Origin of the sequence: Caproiciproducens puteiluti, assembly GCF_052442865.1 — a bacterium.
Lineage (GTDB): Bacteria > Bacillota > Clostridia > Oscillospirales > Acutalibacteraceae > Caproiciproducens.
This window is the reverse complement of the sequence record NZ_CP194790.1, coordinates 1,879,394-1,897,831: the sequence shown is the minus strand read 5'-3', so window position 1 is coordinate 1,897,831 and position 18,438 is coordinate 1,879,394. Positions and strand designations below refer to the sequence as shown.

Sequence of the window (18,438 nt, the reverse complement as noted above, 5' to 3'; positions counted from 1 at the left end):
TTCAGCCTAAATAACGGAGCTTCTCCTCAGTCCACCCCATAATCACCGGAAGGAACGCTTTTGCCTCTTTTTTCGCGCCGTCAAGGTCGTGTTCCAGATAATTTCCACACTCCGCCGCCGCGGCTCCCGGGATAGCCCCTTCAAAATCAGCGATAAAATCAAAGGCCTCTATCATCAGCTGAATAGCGTCCGCGTGGTTCAGATTTCTGGTCAAAAAATAGAAACCGGTCCGGCAGCCCATTGGGCCAAAATAAATAATATGGTCCTTATGCCTGCTGTTGCGTACAAAGGTCGCAAACAGATGCTCAATGGTATGCATGGCGGCATTCGGGAGAAAGGGCGGAATATTCGGCCTTCTCATCCTGATATCATAGGTTACGATATCCCCGTCGATACGGGAAGTGTAAATACCGGGCATCAGCCTGGTATGGTCAACACAAAAACTTGCGATTCTTTCCATTGTATCAATCTCCTTCATATAAAGAAAATGTTGTCCGTCAATTTTTCAAGATCATCTGTTTCCAGAAAACCGCCGATTAGGTGGAGACTGTCTTCAACGGACTGCTCATAAAGCTCCAAAAAGCTTTCCGTGTGAACGGTTTCACTGTCCGCAGGCCAGCTCCATGCATTGTGCAGGATATTGGCGTAATCACATCCGCCGCCTTCGCTGATCCCGCGGAAATGGCAGGAAACGGTCCGTTTGCCCTTTCTTTCCCTTCGCTCTATCCACGCCTGCTTTAGAGTGGTGCGGTCGTTTAAAAGTCCGAACACCGCGCGGCAGTCGTTGGTCGCCTGATACAGCGGAACACCCGCGTCCTTAACCCCAAATAACCCGTGAAGCAAAAAAGCGTACAGATCCGCAATGTGCAGCTGGACATTCTTATTTTTCGGAACCGTTCGCTTCAGGTTAAACTCCGTCGGCAGCGCCGCTCTTTCATACCGGAGCAAAATCACATCGAGCGCGGATTCTATCTGATTGTGCAGAATTTCTTCATCCTGCATCGGCTCCTGTTCAAGAAGAGCCTTCGCCCCGGACTGAATAAAGGGATGGCAAATCCGGTCCAAGGAGTAATGGCAAAGGAAGCCGTCGATATACGATAAAGCCATTGCCTTATTCGGCTGCCGCAGATAATATTCCCGCATCAGCGCCAGCGTTTTTGAAGGATTCTCCAGATGAAGCTTTCCGGCGTAGTCTTTCAGGCTCTCTCCCCTCTGCCACGGTAGATAGCGGTGGCAGTACAAAAAGTCCGGACCCTGTGCGCCCCAAAGGAACGCGTCCAGATTCCGTTCATCGCTCGCCTGTGTCTGTTGCAACTGTTCCAGAACTCTTTGCGCATGAAGATAATGCGTGATCGCAGCCGGCATCTTTTAAGAACCACCTTCACAAGAATAAGAGCGCAGCATATGCTGCGCTCTTATTCTACCATATTCGTATTGTTTTTTAAAGAACTTTAGATAAAAAGTCCTGCAGGCGCGGATTCTGCGGATGGTCGAAGAACTGATCCGGGACAGCTTCTTCCAAAACCTGGCCGTCATCCATAAAGAGTACCCGGTTGGCAACCTCACGGGCAAAGCCCATTTCATGCGTCACCACTACCATGGTCATCCCTTCGGCGGCAAGCTCCTTCATCACCTGTAAGACTTCTCCGACCATTTCGGGGTCGAGCGCGCTGGTGGGTTCGTCAAAAAGCATGACGTCCGGGTTCATGGCAAGCGCACGCACAATCGCAATTCGCTGCTTCTGTCCGCCGGACAGCTGAAGCGGGTATGCTTCCGCCTTGTCCGCCAGCCCTATCCGCTCAAGCAGCTGCTTCGCCTGCTGCTCCGCCTGCTCCTGTGTTTTCAGCTTTAGAGTGATCGGCGCAAGCGTAATGTTCTGAAGCACCGTCAAATGCGGAAATAAATTGAAGTGCTGGAACACCATCCCCATTTTCTGACGGAGCTGGTTGATATCGCACTCCGGCACATTGATCTGAACACCCTCAAACCAGACTTCGCCGCCGGTCGGCTGCTCAAGCAGATTCAGACAGCGCAGAAACGTGCTTTTCCCGGAACCGGAAGGCCCGACAATTACGACCTTCTCGCCTTTTTCAATATTTTGGTCAATGCCCTTCAGAACATCCAGATCGCCGTTCAGGGTATGGAACGTCTTGTGCAGATTCTTAACGGTTATCACTTCTGTGCAGCCTCCTTTCAAGCTTGCTGAGCAGGGCGGTCAGGCCCATGACGATCAGCAGATAAATGCCCGCAACAGCCAGAAGGGAGGTGTACGGATCATAGGTGATGCTTCTGATGATGTCGCCGCCCTTGGTCAGGTCCTGTATCGCGATGTAGCCCGCGACGGAGGTTTCCTTTAAGAGAGCGATAAATTCATTGCCGATTGCCGGCAGAACGTTTTTCAGAGCCTGGGGAAATACGATCTTCACCATGGTATCGCGCTGGTTCAGTCCGAGGGAACGCCCGGCCTCGACCTGCCCTTTGTCCACGGACTGGATACCGCTCCGGATGACCTCCGCAACGTAGGCGCCGGAATTGATACCAAACGCAAAGATCGCCGCAACGACCCGGTCCAGATTCACAGGCGGCTGAAAGACGATGTACCACATAATCATCAGCTGGACAACGACCGGCGTACCGCGTATCACCGTCAGGTATACACTGCACACTGCGTTGAGGAATTTCAGCTTCGATTTGTCATTATTGTGCGTCACCTTGACAAGAGCGACGACGGTCCCCAGGATAATCCCGATAATGACCGCAAAAAAGGTAATCATAAGAGTGTTTCCCAGACCGAACAATATGTTTGTATATCTGTTTTTCAGAATAAACGCATCATAGAATTTCTGCGGAAATTCCGAAAAATATGAGAGCGGCAGGGCCGCCGTCAGTATATCCATCATTTACCCCCGTTTTTAAACTGAGAAAAGCAGGGGAGCAGATTTTTCCGCTCGCCCTGCATTCTGTTGATAAGTGGGAAATCAGGCGCCCAGAGCCTCTTTGTACTTCTCAATAATCTTGTCAAGCTCACCGCTCGATTTTAATTCGCCCAGAACACCGTTGACGGTATCCAGCATCGCTTTATCACCCTTCGGCACCGCAATGGCATACTGTTCGGTAGTCAGGGCCTCATCCAGCTTAACCAGCTTATCGGAATTTTTCTCCACAAATTTCTTGGCCGGGAAATCGTCGATGACAACTGCGTCGATTTTGCCGTTGATCAGATCGGTGACGGCATCGACACCCTTGGCATAGCGCTCGGTAGAGGCAACCTTGATATCGTTCTTTCCGTCTTCATTGGTGCAATAGGTGTCCCCGGTCGTCCCCTGCTGCACACCGACCTTCTTGCCGTTCAGGTCCGTACGGGACTTGATCGCGCTGTCCTTTAACACAATGATCGCCTGGGAAGCGTCGAAATAGGTGTCGGAAAAATCAACATTTTTCTTTCTGTCCTCATTTGCGGTCATACCGGCGGCTACGAAGTTGGTCTTTCCGGAACCAAGCTCCGTGGTAAGAGTATCAAAAGCAATGTCGTTGATTTTCAGCTGAACGCCGAGCTTTTCCGCAATTTTATTGGAAATATCAATGTCGATTCCAACGATCTTATCCCCGTCCTTGTACTCGAACGGTTCAAATTCCGCGTTGGTAGACATGGTGACAGCTCCGTCCGCCTTAACCTTATCCACACTGGTCTGCCCGCCGGCCGAAGCGGCGGCCTGGCTGCCTGTCGCGGACGCCGTGGTTCCAGATTGGGCACAGCCCGCCGAAGAAAGCATCATGGCGGCAACGAGTAAAAACGCCGCTATTTTAGAAAACTTTTTCATCTTGTTAACCCTCCGTAAAATGAAGTTGATTTGTTGGATTTGTTTGTTTAGTATGGTTTGTATTATAGCGCATAAATATGCAAAAATCAAGCATAATATAAATAAAAATTCATTTTAATGGATTTGTATGCATTTGCACTGCATTTTTACTCTGTTTTTGTGTATTCTTCCATACCGCATACCGTAAGAAGCGATTGGATATCGTTGGGAAGTGCACAGGAAAGGTCCATTTCCGTTTGTGTGACCGGATGAATAAAATGAATATTCATGCAATGGAGTGCCTGTCTTGAAAGGAATCGCAGGCTGCCGCCGTAAAAATCGTCCCCCGCGAGGGGATGACCGATATGGGACATATGCACGCGAATCTGATGGGTTCTGCCCGTCCCCAGCCGGAAGGAAACCAGGGTGTATCCGCCGCCGCTTTTCAGCGCCCTCCAATGCGTGACCGCCCTTTCTCCCTTTTCCGTGACCTCACGCTGAATGCTGTGGCCCTCTTTGAGCCCGATCGGTTGATCGATCGTCCCCTCGCCCATAAGAGTTCCCTCACACACGGCAACATATTCCTTTTCTATTTTTGCGGCAAGCTGCGCCGCGCAGTAAGAATTTTTCGCCAGGACGACCAGCCCGGTTGTATCTTTATCCAACCGGTATACGGGACGGAAAGAAAACCGCTCCCCTTTGGAAAGGAAATAAGCCGCCGCCGCGTTTGCAAGGCTGTCGCAGTCGTGGCCGGGTGTGGGATACATCGGCATACCGGAAGGCTTATCGACAATCAGAAGATCGCTGTCCTCATAGACGACCGCAAGGGGGACGCTGAGCGGTTCGTGCAGCTTCGTGTCGTCCGGAATCCGGATGCATACCGTATCCCCCGCTTTCAGCACTTCCGTCACAATGGCGTGCTGGCCGTTTCTCGCAATGCCCATGGGTTCGCGTTTCAGACGGATCATCAGCCGGGCGGAGATTCCGCAGTACGAACGCAGAAAGCTTTTCAGCCTGATTCCGTCGTATTCTTTTGACACTGAAAAAGAAAGCTCACGCATAAGTCCTCCTGAAAAGGAAAAGGCGGCGCAACCAACGCCGCCTGACAAATTCATTCGAAATCGTTATTTTACTTCAACAGTCCAGCCGAATTCGTCCTTGATCTTTCCCCATTGGATTCCCGTCAGGGTATCGTACAGACGCTGGGAAATCGGCCCGATTTCCCCGTTGTTAATGTTCATTACATCGTCGCCCCATTTCAGATGGCCGATCGGGGAAATGACAGCGGCGGTGCCGGTGCCGAACGCTTCCTTCAGCTGACCGTTTTCCGCAGCCTGCGCAAGCTCATCAATGGACAATTTTCGCTCGACGACCTTCATGCCCCATGATTTGAGCAGTTCAATAGAGGACATGCGGGTGATTCCCGGAAGGATGGAACCCTGCAGTTCGGGAGTTACGATTTCATCCCCAATGACAAAAAACACATTCATGGTGCCGACTTCTTCAATGTATTTGCGCTCCACGCCGTCCAGCCAAAGGACCTGGGTGTAATTCTGTTTTTCCGCTTCATCCTGCGCTTTTAAGGAAGCCGCGTAGTTACCGGCCGTTTTGGTATAGCCCATTCCGCCTTTGACGGCACGCACATAATTGGTTTCCACATAAATTTTCACCGGATCCAGTCCTTCCGGATAATAGGCCCCAACGGGCGAACAAAGAACAATGAAAAGCAGATGCTGTGCCGGATGCACTCCCACATGGGGATCGATACCGATGATAAACGGACGGATGTAAAGGGAAGTTCCCTCCTCGGACGGAATCCAGTCCTTTTCAATGGACACCAGCTTCTCGATTGCTTTCTGGCTGAACGCTTCATCGATCAGCGGAATGCAAAGCCGGTCATTGGAAGAATTGAGACGGGCCATATTCTTGTCCGGTCTGAAAAGCAGAATTCTGCTGTCAACCGCACGATAAGCTTTCATTCCCTCAAAAACAGACTGGCCGTAATGCAGGCACATCGCCGCCGGCGATAGTTCAATCGGTCCAAACGGGACAATTCTGGCGTCGTGCCAGCCCTCTCCCTCATCATAGTTCATAATGAACATATGATCTGTAAAGATCGTACCGAATCCGAGTTTACTTGAATCGGTTGGTTTCAATTGTGGATGTTCAGTCAGTTCAACTCTGATTTCCTGCATTTCAAATGCCCTCTTTCAAATTAATTATCGATTATTATAGCATCCTTTTCGGGTAATTTCAAGCTTTAGCATCTTAAAGTGTTTTGAAATATGTCCTTCAGGAAGAAAGCATCAATGATTGCGCAGCCCTTTGGGATACCTGTTTTTCAGGCGGCCGCCGGAGCATTTTCCGAAGCCCGTGAGAACACCGTCAACCGCAACGCCGGTAAAGCCGTGACAGCGCAGGTCCGCCTCCGTTTCTTCCCCGCGCAAAAAAGCGGCGATCTGTTCCGAATCGTGCGGCAGGTCGACGACCGAATTGAGCTCCTGCGGCTTTGCGGACATGAACAGCGCGTGAGCCGGTTCCATACGGTTTTTCCTTGCTTCCCCAAGCAGTACGCCCGCACGGATTACCCCAAGCCCTTTCAAATAAGGAAGCTCCCGCGGAAGGATCAGGAAGGAGTCCCCTATCTGCTCTACCGGGGAGGACAGCTCCGTCTTAAAAACCTGTCCGTATAAATCCTCCGCCATTTCCATCATGGAGGGCTTCTTCGGTGAATAGGGAGCCGGATAAGCGCTGTTGCCGGAAACCCGGCGCATCACAGCGACAAAATGTCCCTCACCCCCATCCATGGGAAAAATCCGGCGCGCCTGAGGGAGAAAAGCGGGACGGCCGAACGGTTCCCCGCAATCGATCAGGGCAAAGTCGCCTCTTTCCTTCAAAAACGCGGAAACGACTCCTTCATTCTCTTCCGGAGAAAACGTACAGGTAGAATAGACCAGCACGCCGTTTTCCTTTAAGGCATGAGCGGCACTGCGCAGAATGGCGAGCTGGCGGACGGCACAGGCTTCCACATGTTCCTGGCTCCAGTCCTGTAGCGCCTGTTCGTCGCGCCGGAACATCCCCTCACCCGAACAGGGGGCGTCCACCAGCACCTTGTCGAAATATCCGGCAAGCCCGTTGCAGAGCGCCTCCGGATGGCAGGAAGAAACCACTGCGTTCCTGACGCCCATCCGTTCCAGATTGGAAAGCAGCACATTTGCCCTGCTCCTGACGATTTCATTGGACCAGAGCAGCCCGCCTCCCTGTAAAAGAGCGGCAATCTGCGTCGATTTTCCGCCGGGAGCAGCGCACAGATCCAACACCCTCTCCCCGGGCACGGGGTTCAGCGCGGTTACCGCGCTGGTCGCGGAAGGCTCCTGCGAGTAAAAAGCGCCCGCGTGGTGCATGGGCAGGGAGCCGACCTTTTGCGCATCCTGCGGGATATAATAGGAAACCGGCGAAAAAGGCGTCGGCTCCAAAGAAAACGGCAGAGATGCCTTGAGCGTTCTGTCGTCGCATTTCAGCGTATTCAGTCGGATACCCCGGTAATACGGTTTCTGATAGTCGTTTAAAAACGCCGGATATTCCCCGCCCAGCATGGATTCCATTTTATTTTTAAAGCTCTGCGGCAGCTCAATCAAATCCGTCAACTCCTGAATTGATCTGTATAATTCGCGTAAAGATACTAATAATACGGGTGAAGGGGGTGAAAATTTTGGATAATCAGACTTCAAAAACGAACCGCGCTTCCAACAACAGTACAAATGAGAGCACAAACCGTGCTTCCAACAGTACGAATCGTGCGTCAAACAACAGCACGAACACCAGCAACAACAATCATTACAGCAACAAAACTTCCAACAATGCAACACAGGCTACAAACAAATCTTCCGATAACTGCAAATAACGGAAAAGCGGCAAGCCAAAGATTGATTCACCAATGCGAGAACAGGCGATTCTGTATGGAAATACAAGACCGCCTGTTCTTCATTTTTCATTTTTCTTTGCATTGACGTGCGCAATCAGTTCTTTCAGCGTCTTATCTTCTGCTTTGACCTGACGGAAGCCCTCGCCGGAAATTTCTCCCGCATCGCCGATAATCATAAACGCGTCGTGGTCGTGTGAGCGGACAATGTCCTTCACCTTGACGACCTCGTAACGGCGGACAGCACACAGCAAAACTTCCCCTTCACGTCCGCTGTACGCGCCGCGGGATTTCAGCACGGTGACCCCGCGGTCCATATCGGTCAAAATATCCTGCGCAATTTCGTCGTTTTTTACAGACATGATAAACAGCAGCTTCCCGGTCCCGGTGTCGGTACCGTAGAGGAGCGCATCGATCAGACGGGTGGAAACAAAAATGGTGATCGTGGCGTAAAGCGCGCTTTCAATATTGCCGTACACAAAGGCGGAGGCGACGACAATCATCATATCCACACAGAGCATCAGCTTCCCCATGGACAGATTGCGCAGCCTTCTGCCTAGCAGACGGGCTACAAGGTCGGTGCCGCCCGTGGTTCCTCCGCGCATGAATACGAGAGAAAGCCCGATTCCTTCTATGATTCCGCCAAAAATGGCCGCCAGCATCTTTTCGCCGGTATAAGCGGGAACGATTTTCCCGACCAGGTCAATGGAAACCGATACGAATACCGTCGCCACAATCGTTTTGCCGACGAGCTTGTACCCGATTTCCATAATCGCCCAGATGAAAATAGGAATATTCAGCAGCAGGCCGGTCATACCGATCGGCCAGCTGAACAGATAGTTGATCATCGTACTGGCGCCGGTAACGCCGCCCGGCGCAATCTGATTCGGGGCGGTAAACACATTGACGGAGACCGCGTAAATCAGGCTGCCGACAACGAAAAACAGGACATCCTTTAAAGCACCGATTGCTTTTTCCTTCGGAGTTTCGGAAAGCATAACAGCATCTCCCAAATCAAATTAATCGTCACACACAATCTTAAAAATCTCACGCAGGCGGTCAATGTTGCCGGAAAGGTAAAGATAGCCGAACAGGGCTTCAAAAGCGGTTGCAGCGTGATAGTCCTCAACCGCCGCATTCTTGGGGACATGGTTCGTGTGCGCGTTGCGGCCGCGTTTGAATATTTCCAGCTCCTCTTCCGTCAAAAGGGGAAGAAGCCTCTGGGAAGCCTTTGCCTGCGCGCCGCAGCAGACCTGTTCTACCGACTTTTTATGAAGGGATTTGACCGGACAGTTCCCCTGGCACACAAGGCGCTCACGTACAAAAAGCTCAAAGACGCCGTCGCCTACAAAAGCGAGCGTCAGCGGGCTTAACAATTTCGGATTACAGTCCGCGGGAAATAATCGTTCCAAGCAAAGCGCTCCTCGTCATTGATATATTGGAAAACATGAGTGGAGATTACTCCATAAAGTCAAATTCAATATCGTAGATACTGACGGTGTCGCCTTCCTGAACACCCGCCTCATGCAGCGCGTCTATGACGCCGGAATTAATGAGCACGCGCTGAAAATACTGAAGCGATTCATAATCGTCAAAATTAACCGAATTGATGACGGGCACCAGCCACTCGCCCTCTACCACAAACATGCCGTCCTGATTGGTCACCTTTACCTCATTATGTCCGATTTCCTCCACAGAAACAAGCGGGGCGGGTTCCGGCTCAAACTGCCTGACAGGTGGCAGCTTGCTGAGCATCTCTGAAATTTTATTGAGCAGCGGGTCGACCTGATAGCGGATCGCCGCCATAATCGGGAAAAACTCATAGCCCAGCTTCTCCGCATAATTTTTGAAATCCTCAATCTGCTCGTCCGTCGCGAGGTCGCATTTGTTGCCGGCAACAATCATCGGCCTTTCGGCTAAATCGGGATTGAACTTTTTCAGCTCCGCGTTGATGGTCTGAAAATCCTGCTTCGGGTCCCTGCCTTCGCTGCCCGCAACATCGACGATGTGTACGAGCATCCTGCAGCGCTCCACATGCCGCAGGAACTGGTGTCCCAGCCCCGCGCCCTCCCCCGCGCCCTCGATCAGCCCGGGAATATCGGCTACAACGAACGATTTGCCCTCGCCCATGCGGACGACGCCGAGCACGGGGGTAATCGTCGTAAAATGATAATTGGCGATGGTGGGTTTTGCCTCGCTGACAACGGAGACAAGGGTCGATTTTCCCACATTCGGATAACCGACCAGCCCGACATCCGCCAGAAGCTTTAATTCCATCAAAAGCTCCATGGACTCACCCGGCATCCCCGCTTTCGCAAAGCGCGGAGTCTGGCGTGTCGCGGTCGCGAAATGGGTGTTTCCCCAGCCGCCCCGGCCGCCTTTTGCAATCGTCTGCGGCTCGTCGGCGGACAGGTCCGCGATCAGTCTGCCGGTCGCAGCGTCCTTTAACAGGGTTCCCCGGGGAACCCTGATTATCAGGTCGTTCGCTTTTTTCCCGAAGCAGCGTTTTCCCCTGCCGTCTTCACCGTTCGGAGCAACATATTTTCTTTTATAACGGAAATCCGCCAGCGTGGAAAGGTTGTCGTCCACCTGAAAGACAATATTTCCGCCCCGGCCGCCGTCGCCGCCGTCCGGGCCGCCGGACGCCACATATTTTTCACGGTGAAACGAAACCTTGCCGTTGCCGCCGTTTCCCGCTTTTATCGTAATTTTCGCACTGTCTATAAACATCTGAGCTTTACCGCCATTTCTGTGAAATATTGCCTTCGATTAGTATACCATGTTTGGTTCGGAAAAGCCAAAAAATCCCGGGCGAAAACGGCCCGGGATTTTCATTCACCTGAAAAGGCTTATTGCTCCACCGCGTAAACGCTGACTTTTTTGCGGTCACGGCCAAGACGCTCAAATTTTACATGACCGTCAACCAGGGCAAAAAGGGAATCGTCGGAGCCGATGCCGACGTTCTCACCCGGATGAATATGGGTTCCGCGCTGTTTGACAAGGATGTTTCCGGCAAGTACAAACTGGCCGTCCGCACGCTTCACACCAAGACGCTTGGATTCTGAATCACGGCCGTTCTTGGTGGAACCCATTCCTTTTTTATGCGCAAATAACTGAATATTTATCTTTAGCATTTCCTTACACCTCCGTATAGCTTACATGAATATTTTGAGGATACTGTTCTTCAAGCTCCAGCATATGGAGTTTGAAACCCGCGAGAATGTCGCGGCAGTCTTTCGCCTCATTTGATGAAATTCTGACGAGCATATAACCGTCTTCAACAGTAACCTGGGCATTCGCTCTGACAACTTCCGTAATGGTGTTGGCTGTCATATATGCCGCAGAGGAAACCGCCGCACAGACGATATCCCTGCCCGCTACCCCGTTGTGACCGCTCAGGGAAAATCCCAGAAGAGCGCCGTCAGGCCGGGTGAAAAATTCTGCACAAATCATGACAATTATGCGTTAATTGCGGTAATCTGTACTTTGGTATAGGGTTGTCTGTGACCCATTTTACGCTTCTCGCTTTTTTTCGACTTGTAAGTAAAGACTGTGATTTTCTTTCCCTTACCGTTTTTAATAACCGTACCGGTTACGGTAGCTCCCTCAACATAAGGAGCGCCCACTTTGAGTCCGTCGTCGCCGTCAAGTGCAACCACTTTGAAATCGACGGAGGAATTTTCTTCTGCCGCAAGCTTCTCGATATAAATGACATCGTCATTTTGTACCTTGTACTGCTTGCCGCCTGTTTCAATTACTGCAAACATGAATGAAAGGTCCTGCCTTTTCTCTAAACTCGCTATCACCGGGCGGGTTTCCCGCTTATAAAGCCCGTAATATGCGGCTTAACAATATTATCATATTCCGTCAATTTTGTCAATAAACACGGCAAAATTCCTTACTTTTTACGAACAGCCAGTTTTTTTGCAAATTCGGTAAGGTATTCGGCTTCCGAGCCAAAGCAGTCGAGAGCTTCTACGGCCTTTGCGGTCAGCTCGTCGACGGTTTTCGAGGCGTTTTCCAGCCCCATCAGGGAAACATAGGTGCTTTTATTGTTTTCATTGTCGCTGCCGGCCGGTTTCCCCAGCGTCTGGGTATCCCCCGTCACATCCAGAATGTCGTCCACAATCTGAAACGCCAGGCCGATTGCCCGCGCGTAGCTTTCGGCGGCCCGCATCTGTTCGTCGCCGGCTCCGGCAAGCACGCAGCCCATCTGCGCGGACGCCAGAATCAGCGCTCCGGTTTTATTTTCATCCATTTTCTTTAGAGTTTCCAGCGAAATGGCCCGGCCTTCGCTCATCAGGTCAATCACCTGTCCCCCGACCATGCCGTACGCACCGGCGGCGCGGGCAAGGTATCCCGCGGCCTTCGCGGCCCTTTCGGCCCCGGCAAGCCGTACGGCTTCTCCGGAAAGCATGGCTTCAAAGGCCATGGTCAGAAGCGCATCCCCCGCGAGCAGGGCAATGTCTTCGCCGAACACCTTGTGGTTGGACGGGCGTCCGCGGCGCATATCGTCGTCATCCATGCACGGCAGGTCGTCGTGGATCAGCGAATAGGTGTGGATCATTTCGACCGCACAGGCAAAAGGCAGCGCAGCTTCTTCCTCTCCGCCGCAGAGCCTGCAGAATTCCAGCACCAGAATCGGCCGGATCCGCTTGCCCTCTCCGAGCAGGCTGTAGCGCATGGCATGGATCAGGTCGGCCTGTATGATTTCTTCCTCGGGAAGGTACTGTGCCAGCTTGGCGTCTACCCTCCCGACCAGATGTTTCTCCCGCAGATCAAGCATTTTTTTCACCGCCGGATTCTTCAAGTTCGGTGATCTGCCTGATTTTCTGCTCGGCGCCCTCCAGCTTGCCGTAGCACAGGGCGGCCAGCGCGGAGCCTTCCTCAAACAGCTTCAGAGAGCTTTCCAGCGACTCATTGCCGTTTTCCAGCCGGTCGACAATTTCGCTCAGTTTGATCATGGCTTCTTCAAAGCCCATTTTCTTATTCATCTTTTTCCTCCATGCTGTCCACTACACAGCCCAGCGTTCCTTCGTTTAACAGCACCGAAATCCGTTCCCCCGTTTTTACGTCGGAAATACGGGTGACGACACGTCCGTTCTGACCGTAAGTAATAGAATATCCCCGGGAAAGCGTTGCCAGCGGGCTTAGGGCGTTCAGCCTGCCGCTGACGGAAGAAAGCGCGGACCGGGCGTCCACCGTTTTCCTGCGCATGGACTGATTGAGCCTTACGGCAAGCTGATCGGTGCGAATCCGTTCCAGTTCAATCAGATTGAAAGGATTTTTAAAGGAATAGCGGGAAGTCAGCGCGTCCAGATTCTGTTTGAGGCCCGTGAGCTTCTTCCGCATGCTTTGCTTTAGCCGAGACAGGTCGTAGCGAACCGTATATTCCAGCTCCGCGCAGTCGGGTACGGCAAGCTCCGCGGCGGCCGACGGGGTCGGTGCGCGAAGGTCGGCCACAAAGTCGCAGATCGTAAAGTCGGTCTCATGCCCTACGGCGGAAATGACCGGAATCCCGGAGGCGGCTACGGCCCTTGCCACCGTTTCCTCGTTAAAGGGCCAAAGGTCTTCCAGTGAACCGCCGCCGCGCCCGAGAATAATCACATCAGCACACAGAAGACGGTTGAAACGGGCAAGCGCGTCCACAATCTGCGGCGCGGCGCCCTCCCCCTGTACCAGCACGGGACAAAAAACAATTTCAGCCAAAGGATACCGCCGCGCGAGAATCGAGGTAATGTCGTGTACCGCCGCGCCGGTGGGCGAGGTAATCACACCGATCCGTTCCGGAAAAGCGGGCAGCGGTTTTTTCCGCTCCGGAGAGAACAGGCCCTCTGCTTCCAGTTTTGCTTTCAGCTGTTCAAAGGCCAGGTTCAGCGCGCCGAGGCCGTCCGGCTGCATATCGTCAATATAAAGCTGATACTGTCCCGTCGCCTCATAAACGCTTACGCGGCCCCGCACAATCACCTTCATGCCGTCCTGCGGCAGAAAACGGATACGCCGGGCGTTCTGGGCAAACATCACCGCCCGAATCACGCATTTTTCATCCTTGAGGGACAAATAGAAATGTCCGGACTTATAGTGGTTAGTGAAATTGGAAATTTCGCCGCTGACAAAAACATGCGCCAGATTTTCGTCGCCGTCAAATTTGGATTTGATATAAGTGTTCAGCTGCGTTATGCTCAGCACAACCGGAAAATCCGTCATGTACATTATGCCCCCTTTATTGAGGTTAAAATCGCAATTCCCGCCGCATTGTCCGCTGAAAATTCCGGGACGGCGAAAGCGGCGCCGTATTTTTCCGTCATTGCGTCCCGGATCAGGCTGTTGGACATGACCCCGCCCGCAAACAGCAGGGGAAGCTTGCCGTATTGCTTCAGCAGTTCGGCGGTCATCCCGTCCAGCGCCGCCAGGATCGAGCACAGGCAATAGGCCGCGATCTCTTCTTTCGGCGCTCCTGCTTCCAGCATTCCGGCGCATTGGTTTTCCACGCCGGAAAGGGAACAGTCCGCCCCTTTGAGCGACGGTCTGATACGATAGGTTTTATTCGCCTGCAGGGCCAGCTGCTCCAGCGCTTTCCCGGAAGGAAACGGCAGGCCGAGCATGCCCCCCACCCTGTCCACAGCCTGTCCGCCTTTTAAATCCAGAGACTGCGCGATGATCTGCGTACGGAAGATGGTCCGTTCGTCCGGGGTGACGAGGACCGCCTCCGTCGTACCGCCGGAAACATGGAACGCAATGAATTTTTCGTGAAGCAGGCTCAGTCTGCCGGCAGAATACAGCGCGGCTGCAATGTGCCCCGCCTGATGGGAAAACGAATACAGCGGTATCCCCAGCGAAAGCGCAACGGCCTTTGCCGTACCGAGCCCGACCGTAAAGCAGGGCATGTAAGAGCCTTCCAGGTCGCGCGGTCTGTCCGACACCCCTACCGCGCCGACGGAAAGCTTTTTCCGAATCAGCGCTTCCAGCACCTGCGGCAGCTGCTGCACATGGTGAAACACGGCGTCGCTCTGCCGCAGGCCAAGCTCCCCCTGCTTTACGGGAAGAAGCATTTTCTGCTGAAAAACCGTTCCGCCCTGAAAAAGAGCGGCGGAGGTTGTGTAATTGCTGGTGTCGATTCCAAGCGCGTCAATCGGCTGTTTCATGGGATTCCTTCTCAACAAGCTCTTTTGCCACCGAACCCAGCACGCCGTTAACAAACGGAGCGTCGTCCGCTCCGCCGTATTTTTTCGCAAGGTCGACCGCCTCATTTATGGAAACACTCACGGGAATGTCCTTCTCAAACATCATTTCGTAGATGGAGAGCTTCATCAAAGCCAGAGCCACCTTGGAAAGGCGGTTCATTTTCCAGCCGCGAATATTTTTTTCGATCCGGGCGTTGAGGGTTTCTTCGTTTTCTTCCACGCCGACGGCGATTTTTTCGGCAAAATCATCGATGATGATATCTCTGGACAGGCCGGCCGCGTCAATAATCTGTTCCGTTGGATCGTGGTTGATGCTTCTTTCAAAGATCAGGGCAAACGCCTGTTCCCTCGCCTCGTGTCTCTTCATTTTCTTCCTCCGTCTTTTCAGCCGTCTTTCATCCGTATATTAAAAGAACCCCCCACTGAACTGTGGAGGGTTTTAACCGCTGATTATATTTTCAAACATCCACGGGTACATTATACCACAATCTTTTTCAGAATCAAATATTTTATCTGATACTACAGCAATTCCATTTCAGCTTGCAAGATAAAACACGTTCCTTCCCCGCCTTCGGCGGGGAAGGAACGCAACCTTGTTGCAGAATCAACTGGAAATGCTGTAATTTCTCAATAATCAGCAGAAACGCCTTTTTCCTGTTGTTTATAAAAAATCAGCATAAACAGAAAGGAATTGAAAATTCTATGTGCGGCAATCAGGTTGTAAAAACCGGGACGCTATTTTACTTCGACTATTTTAATTTTGTCATAGGAGACGCCCGACTGGCCGGAAACAATATCTTTGATCACAATCGCGTTGTTCTGTGTAGAATCGTTCGTTTTCACCACAACATTGCACTCCGAATTCTGAAGAAAGACCACGCAGTCCGAAAAGCCCTTCGCCTTGATCAGGCTTTCGGCATTGTTTTCTTTCAGGGTATTCTGCGCGATAACGGCCGCCTGTGCGACTGCGTCCTTTTTCGCCGCATCGTTGGATTTCGCGTCGGTCAGAACCTTTTCCAGAAGCTCAACCGCCGTATCCCGTGCTTTCTGGCGCGACAGGCGCGCTTCACTGAAATAGCTGGCCGCAGGCGCGTTCGCCTGTACGGACGATGATGAGCCAGAAGTCGTCTTGGACGACCCGGATACCGGAGCCTCCGCAAGCTGGGCTTCTCCGAACTCATGATCCGCCGTTGAGGTAACCGCGTTGGTGGCGAGCAATTGATTGTCGCCCGAGAACTGCCAGTTTAAATACACCGCCGCACCGAGCGCCACAATCAAAGCCGCAAGAACAAGCTGACGCTTTCCCATAGTCATAGAATAAATTCCCCCCGTTTAAAATTATTTTGCTTTTATAACGCATACGCGTACAGAAGTAATATCCAGCGCTGTTGTCACAGCGGAAACAATATCCTGCTGTACGACCGGGTTGTCGCCGCCGTCGCAGACAACGACAACACCCTTTATGATCGGCTGAACCTCAGTTACCGCAAGCGCTTTCTGGGCGCCGTCGGCATCCTTGACAAGTATGTAAGTGGTCTCCGTATTGTCATTCGCCTCGTTTTTGGTGGTGGAACCGTCGGATTTGTCCTCGGTGGTCTGATTGCTTCTTTTTTCCTCGGTGGCATACACATACTGCGTACTCCGTTCAAGCGTTACCAAGACCTTGGCCTCCCCCGCCCCCTGTATCCGGTTTACAAGATCCGTCAGGCTGATTTCCAGCTCCTTGGCGTACTGCTCGGCCGTAACCACGGACTGGGACGATACGTCCTTCGTATCGGTGCGGTCATGGTTCAGATAGCCCGAGAGGAAAATCAGGGCAATTCCGATCAAACCGCCGATGATAATGACCTTGCGGTAAAAATCATTGTCCGCCAGCTTAGAGAAAACCGTCTTCTTTTCCTCCTCGAAGCCGTTGTCCTTAGCTTTCATCGGAAGATACCTCCATTTTCAGTCCTAACGTTTTTTCCAGATGGGCCGAAGCCTTTTCTCTGTCCTTGCCATATCCTTTTGCCAGAATGACAACCACCTTGTTAATTGATATGCTGCCATCTTCGTTTGTATCCATAATCACATTAACATTTTTGCATTTAATATCGATATTGTTCAACTCTGATACGACCAGATTCGTGATACTCTCCTGCGCGGCGGCGGAATACTGCTTTTCCACCGTTTTTTCAAGCTGTGAATTGACCGGGCTGCCTGAATCCGCCTGAATGCCCATGGAAATTTTCGGTACGATTTTTGCGAGAGGAACGATCAGCGCGCAGATCACAAAAGCGCCGATGACAAATTTGACCATCCTTTCCATGGAACCGCTTGGGACAAGCCCCTGCAGCATTGCGGCGACAAGGGCCGCCATGCAGATTGCGGCCGACCATTCCCTGACCGCGTTCATGACCCACCTCCGATAATCAGCAGAATCACGGTGGAAACCATCAGGATCATCATGCAGCACAGAATGATACTGATCAGCGTTTCGATCACGTCTCCCGAAGCCTTCAGCAGTGAACTGATTTCCTTCAGCTCAAAGATATCGCCGATCCCGATGCAGACCTGAAGGGTCAGCAGCCAGACAAGGCACTGAATCAAAATGGGCAGAAAAACAAAAAGCCCCGCAAGCAGTCCGAACGCGCTGACGCCGGATTTCAGCATTTTTACGCACCCGTTGATGGTGTGGAGCGCCTCCCCCAGCGCGTTGCCCACCACGGGCACAAAGCTGCTGACGACAAACCTTGCCGCGCGGGTCCCCGTTGTATCCAGTGCCGTTGCGACAATGCCGTGCATGGTCAGCAATCCGGTAAAAATGGTCATACAGAACCCCATGATCCATTTCACGGCCTTGCTGAAGGCTGCACACAGCCCGTTCAGGTTGATATTCGGGGAAATCGCGGACACGATGGAAAGCGCCAGAAAGATGTTCATCATCGGAACCAGAATATTGGAAGACAGCAGAGAAATCACATTTCCCGCCGCCATCATCAACAGATTGTAGGAACCGGCCGTGGCGGGCTGTCCGGCCACGATCATGATTCCCGCCAGGACCGGAACACAGGCCAGCAGAAACCCGGCTGCCGTTTTGATCACCGCCGCCGCGCTGGAAATACACGACACAATCGGGTTCACAACAATCACACAGATACAGAGCGTGGAAACCATGCCGATGACTCCGCCCAGCGACTTTTCCCCGAAGGAAAGCTTCATACCGTTCAAAAGCGCGCACAGAAGCATGACCGCGATTACCGAAACCGCCGCCCGGAACGGTTCCCCCGTTTTGCCCGCGACCACGGAAAGAATCTGGTCAAACAGGCCTTTCGGCGTGATGGAGGTAATGTCTTTCCAGTTGGTATCTTCAATCCCCATTTCTTCCAGCGCTTTTCTGGTATCGTTGGGCAGTTTGTCCGCAAGGTCAGCCGCCCCGCTTTCCTGAAGCTGCCGGGAGTAATAATCGTCCTGCTTCGACGCGGCGTGCACCGGCAGGGAAAACGCCGTCACCAGGAGCAGCAGAACGGCTAAGCATACAATTTTTTTCATC

General features: G+C 52.3%; 24 protein-coding genes. 1 reads left to right on the top strand and 23 read right to left on the bottom strand.

Translation table 11 applies throughout. The features are described from left to right. Position 1: 1 nt before the first annotated feature. From ACRQU7_RS09185 to ACRQU7_RS09150, 8 genes are all read right to left on the bottom strand, one after another. Positions 2–460, bottom strand: coding sequence for an S-ribosylhomocysteine lyase (locus ACRQU7_RS09185; RefSeq protein WP_444645391.1), 459 nt, complete (start codon positions 458–460; stop codon positions 2–4). A gap of 14 nt (positions 461–474) precedes the next feature. Further along, positions 475–1,365: a zinc dependent phospholipase C family protein gene (locus ACRQU7_RS09180; protein ID WP_444645389.1), complete on the bottom strand. Its 891-nt coding sequence runs from the start codon at positions 1,363–1,365 to the stop codon at positions 475–477. A 76-nt stretch (positions 1,366–1,441) separates the two neighbouring features. Next, on the bottom strand, positions 1,442–2,176 hold the full coding sequence (locus tag ACRQU7_RS09175) for an amino acid ABC transporter ATP-binding protein (RefSeq protein WP_444645387.1): 735 nt from the start codon (positions 2,174–2,176) through the stop codon (positions 1,442–1,444). Continuing rightward, positions 2,163–2,900 carry an ABC transporter permease subunit gene (locus ACRQU7_RS09170; RefSeq protein ID WP_081928264.1) on the bottom strand — a complete coding sequence of 246 codons (738 nt, stop codon included), beginning with the start codon at positions 2,898–2,900 and terminating at the stop codon, positions 2,163–2,165. The genes ACRQU7_RS09175 and ACRQU7_RS09170 overlap by 14 nt, the downstream gene beginning before the upstream one ends. A 78-nt stretch (positions 2,901–2,978) precedes the next feature. Further along, the gene (locus ACRQU7_RS09165) at positions 2,979–3,821 is read right to left on the bottom strand and encodes a transporter substrate-binding domain-containing protein (RefSeq protein WP_444645385.1); all 843 of its coding nucleotides are present in this window, start codon (positions 3,819–3,821) and stop codon (positions 2,979–2,981) included. Between the two features lie 146 nt (positions 3,822–3,967). Beyond that, positions 3,968–4,861 carry an RluA family pseudouridine synthase gene (locus ACRQU7_RS09160; protein ID WP_444645383.1) on the bottom strand — a complete coding sequence of 298 codons (894 nt, stop codon included), beginning with the start codon at positions 4,859–4,861 and terminating at the stop codon, positions 3,968–3,970. Between the two features lie 63 nt (positions 4,862–4,924). Then, on the bottom strand, positions 4,925–5,995 hold the full coding sequence (locus ACRQU7_RS09155; protein WP_444645381.1) for a branched-chain amino acid aminotransferase: 1,071 nt from the start codon (positions 5,993–5,995) through the stop codon (positions 4,925–4,927). Positions 5,996–6,106: 111 nt separating this feature from the next. After that, on the bottom strand, positions 6,107–7,438 hold the full coding sequence (locus ACRQU7_RS09150; protein ID WP_444645379.1) for an RsmB/NOP family class I SAM-dependent RNA methyltransferase: 1,332 nt from the start codon (positions 7,436–7,438) through the stop codon (positions 6,107–6,109). Between the two features lie 74 nt (positions 7,439–7,512). On the opposite strand from ACRQU7_RS09150, the gene ACRQU7_RS09145 reads away from it, so the two are divergent. Continuing rightward, the gene (locus ACRQU7_RS09145) at positions 7,513–7,704 is read left to right on the top strand and encodes a hypothetical protein (RefSeq protein ID WP_052010555.1); all 192 of its coding nucleotides are present in this window, start codon (positions 7,513–7,515) and stop codon (positions 7,702–7,704) included. A gap of 80 nt (positions 7,705–7,784) precedes the next feature. Here ACRQU7_RS09145 and ACRQU7_RS09140 read toward each other — a convergent pair whose 3' ends face one another. The 15 genes from ACRQU7_RS09140 to ACRQU7_RS09070 all read right to left on the bottom strand — a co-directional run bounded on the left by ACRQU7_RS09140 (position 7,785) and on the right by ACRQU7_RS09070 (position 18,437). Continuing rightward, positions 7,785–8,720, bottom strand: a complete 936-nt coding sequence (locus ACRQU7_RS09140) for a YitT family protein (RefSeq protein ID WP_444645376.1) — start codon at positions 8,718–8,720, stop codon at positions 7,785–7,787. A gap of 21 nt (positions 8,721–8,741) precedes the next feature. Further along, entirely contained in the window at positions 8,742–9,134 is a 393-nt protein-coding gene (locus tag ACRQU7_RS09135; protein WP_038323995.1) for a ribonuclease III domain-containing protein, read from the bottom strand. Positions 9,135–9,180: 46 nt separating this feature from the next. Continuing rightward, entirely contained in the window at positions 9,181–10,452 is a 1,272-nt protein-coding gene (obgE, locus tag ACRQU7_RS09130) for a GTPase ObgE (protein ID WP_444645374.1), read from the bottom strand. 119 nt (positions 10,453–10,571) lie between these two features. Next, positions 10,572–10,856, bottom strand: a complete 285-nt coding sequence (rpmA, locus tag ACRQU7_RS09125; protein ID WP_038323988.1) for a 50S ribosomal protein L27 — start codon at positions 10,854–10,856, stop codon at positions 10,572–10,574. A 4-nt stretch (positions 10,857–10,860) separates the two neighbouring features. Next, positions 10,861–11,175 (bottom strand): ribosomal-processing cysteine protease Prp, encoded by a 315-nt coding sequence (locus ACRQU7_RS09120; RefSeq protein ID WP_038323987.1) that lies wholly within the window; start codon positions 11,173–11,175, stop codon positions 10,861–10,863. A 5-nt stretch (positions 11,176–11,180) separates the two neighbouring features. Next, positions 11,181–11,489: a 50S ribosomal protein L21 gene (gene rplU / locus ACRQU7_RS09115; protein ID WP_444645371.1), complete on the bottom strand. Its 309-nt coding sequence runs from the start codon at positions 11,487–11,489 to the stop codon at positions 11,181–11,183. A gap of 131 nt (positions 11,490–11,620) precedes the next feature. Next, entirely contained in the window at positions 11,621–12,508 is an 888-nt protein-coding gene (locus ACRQU7_RS09110; protein ID WP_444645369.1) for a polyprenyl synthetase family protein, read from the bottom strand. After that, the gene (locus tag ACRQU7_RS09105) at positions 12,501–12,716 is read right to left on the bottom strand and encodes an exodeoxyribonuclease VII small subunit (protein WP_038323985.1); all 216 of its coding nucleotides are present in this window, start codon (positions 12,714–12,716) and stop codon (positions 12,501–12,503) included. Before ACRQU7_RS09105 ends, ACRQU7_RS09110 begins: the two co-directional genes overlap by 8 nt. Continuing rightward, the gene (xseA, locus tag ACRQU7_RS09100) at positions 12,709–13,929 is read right to left on the bottom strand and encodes an exodeoxyribonuclease VII large subunit (protein WP_444645366.1); all 1,221 of its coding nucleotides are present in this window, start codon (positions 13,927–13,929) and stop codon (positions 12,709–12,711) included. Before xseA ends, ACRQU7_RS09105 begins: the two co-directional genes overlap by 8 nt. Before the next feature lie 5 nt (positions 13,930–13,934). After that, a complete protein-coding gene (locus ACRQU7_RS09095) occupies positions 13,935–14,867 on the bottom strand; it encodes a peptidase M22 (RefSeq protein WP_444645364.1) in 933 nt (310 codons plus the stop codon). Further along, a complete protein-coding gene (gene nusB, locus ACRQU7_RS09090; protein ID WP_444645362.1) occupies positions 14,851–15,273 on the bottom strand; it encodes a transcription antitermination factor NusB in 423 nt (140 codons plus the stop codon). The genes ACRQU7_RS09095 and nusB overlap by 17 nt, the downstream gene beginning before the upstream one ends. A 368-nt stretch (positions 15,274–15,641) precedes the next feature. Next, entirely contained in the window at positions 15,642–16,220 is a 579-nt protein-coding gene (locus ACRQU7_RS09085; protein WP_444645360.1) for a SpoIIIAH-like family protein, read from the bottom strand. A gap of 24 nt (positions 16,221–16,244) precedes the next feature. Beyond that, positions 16,245–16,835, bottom strand: coding sequence for a stage III sporulation protein AG (locus ACRQU7_RS09080; protein ID WP_444645358.1), 591 nt, complete (start codon positions 16,833–16,835; stop codon positions 16,245–16,247). Further along, on the bottom strand, positions 16,825–17,301 hold the full coding sequence (locus ACRQU7_RS09075; RefSeq protein WP_038323978.1) for a stage III sporulation protein AF: 477 nt from the start codon (positions 17,299–17,301) through the stop codon (positions 16,825–16,827). The genes ACRQU7_RS09080 and ACRQU7_RS09075 overlap by 11 nt, the downstream gene beginning before the upstream one ends. Next, complete coding sequence (locus ACRQU7_RS09070; protein WP_141825133.1) at positions 17,298–18,437, bottom strand: stage III sporulation protein AE; 1,140 nt, start codon at positions 18,435–18,437, stop codon at positions 17,298–17,300. The genes ACRQU7_RS09075 and ACRQU7_RS09070 overlap by 4 nt, the downstream gene beginning before the upstream one ends. Between the last annotated feature and the right edge of the window lies 1 nt (position 18,438).

Bases quoted from the DNA above. Each gene is read 5' to 3' on its own strand.
- ACRQU7_RS09185 (WP_444645391.1), bottom strand. From the start codon at position 460: ATGGAAAGAATCGCAAGTTTTTGTGTTGACCATACCAGGCTGATGCCC.
- ACRQU7_RS09180 (WP_444645389.1), bottom strand. From the start codon at position 1,365: ATGCCGGCTGCGATCACGCATTATCTTCATGCGCAAAGAGTTCTGGAA.
- ACRQU7_RS09170 (WP_081928264.1), bottom strand. From the start codon at position 2,900: ATGATGGATATACTGACGGCGGCCCTGCCGCTCTCATATTTTTCGGAA.
- ACRQU7_RS09165 (WP_444645385.1), bottom strand. From the start codon at position 3,821: ATGAAAAAGTTTTCTAAAATAGCGGCGTTTTTACTCGTTGCCGCCATG.
- ACRQU7_RS09160 (WP_444645383.1), bottom strand. From the start codon at position 4,861: ATGCGTGAGCTTTCTTTTTCAGTGTCAAAAGAATACGACGGAATCAGG.
- ACRQU7_RS09155 (WP_444645381.1), bottom strand. From the start codon at position 5,995: ATGCAGGAAATCAGAGTTGAACTGACTGAACATCCACAATTGAAACCA.
- ACRQU7_RS09140 (WP_444645376.1), bottom strand. From the start codon at position 8,720: ATGCTTTCCGAAACTCCGAAGGAAAAAGCAATCGGTGCTTTAAAGGAT.
- obgE (WP_444645374.1), bottom strand. From the start codon at position 10,452: ATGTTTATAGACAGTGCGAAAATTACGATAAAAGCGGGAAACGGCGGC.
- rpmA (WP_038323988.1), bottom strand. From the start codon at position 10,856: ATGCTAAAGATAAATATTCAGTTATTTGCGCATAAAAAAGGAATGGGT.
- ACRQU7_RS09120 (WP_038323987.1), bottom strand. From the start codon at position 11,175: ATGATTTGTGCAGAATTTTTCACCCGGCCTGACGGCGCTCTTCTGGGA.
- rplU (WP_444645371.1), bottom strand. From the start codon at position 11,489: ATGTTTGCAGTAATTGAAACAGGCGGCAAGCAGTACAAGGTACAAAAT.
- ACRQU7_RS09110 (WP_444645369.1), bottom strand. From the start codon at position 12,508: ATGCTTGATCTGCGGGAGAAACATCTGGTCGGGAGGGTAGACGCCAAG.
- ACRQU7_RS09105 (WP_038323985.1), bottom strand. From the start codon at position 12,716: ATGAATAAGAAAATGGGCTTTGAAGAAGCCATGATCAAACTGAGCGAA.
- xseA (WP_444645366.1), bottom strand. From the start codon at position 13,929: ATGACGGATTTTCCGGTTGTGCTGAGCATAACGCAGCTGAACACTTAT.
- ACRQU7_RS09095 (WP_444645364.1), bottom strand. From the start codon at position 14,867: ATGAAACAGCCGATTGACGCGCTTGGAATCGACACCAGCAATTACACA.
- nusB (WP_444645362.1), bottom strand. From the start codon at position 15,273: ATGAAGAGACACGAGGCGAGGGAACAGGCGTTTGCCCTGATCTTTGAA.
- ACRQU7_RS09085 (WP_444645360.1), bottom strand. From the start codon at position 16,220: ATGACTATGGGAAAGCGTCAGCTTGTTCTTGCGGCTTTGATTGTGGCG.
- ACRQU7_RS09080 (WP_444645358.1), bottom strand. From the start codon at position 16,835: ATGAAAGCTAAGGACAACGGCTTCGAGGAGGAAAAGAAGACGGTTTTC.
- ACRQU7_RS09075 (WP_038323978.1), bottom strand. From the start codon at position 17,301: ATGAACGCGGTCAGGGAATGGTCGGCCGCAATCTGCATGGCGGCCCTT.
- ACRQU7_RS09070 (WP_141825133.1), bottom strand. From the start codon at position 18,437: ATGAAAAAAATTGTATGCTTAGCCGTTCTGCTGCTCCTGGTGACGGCG.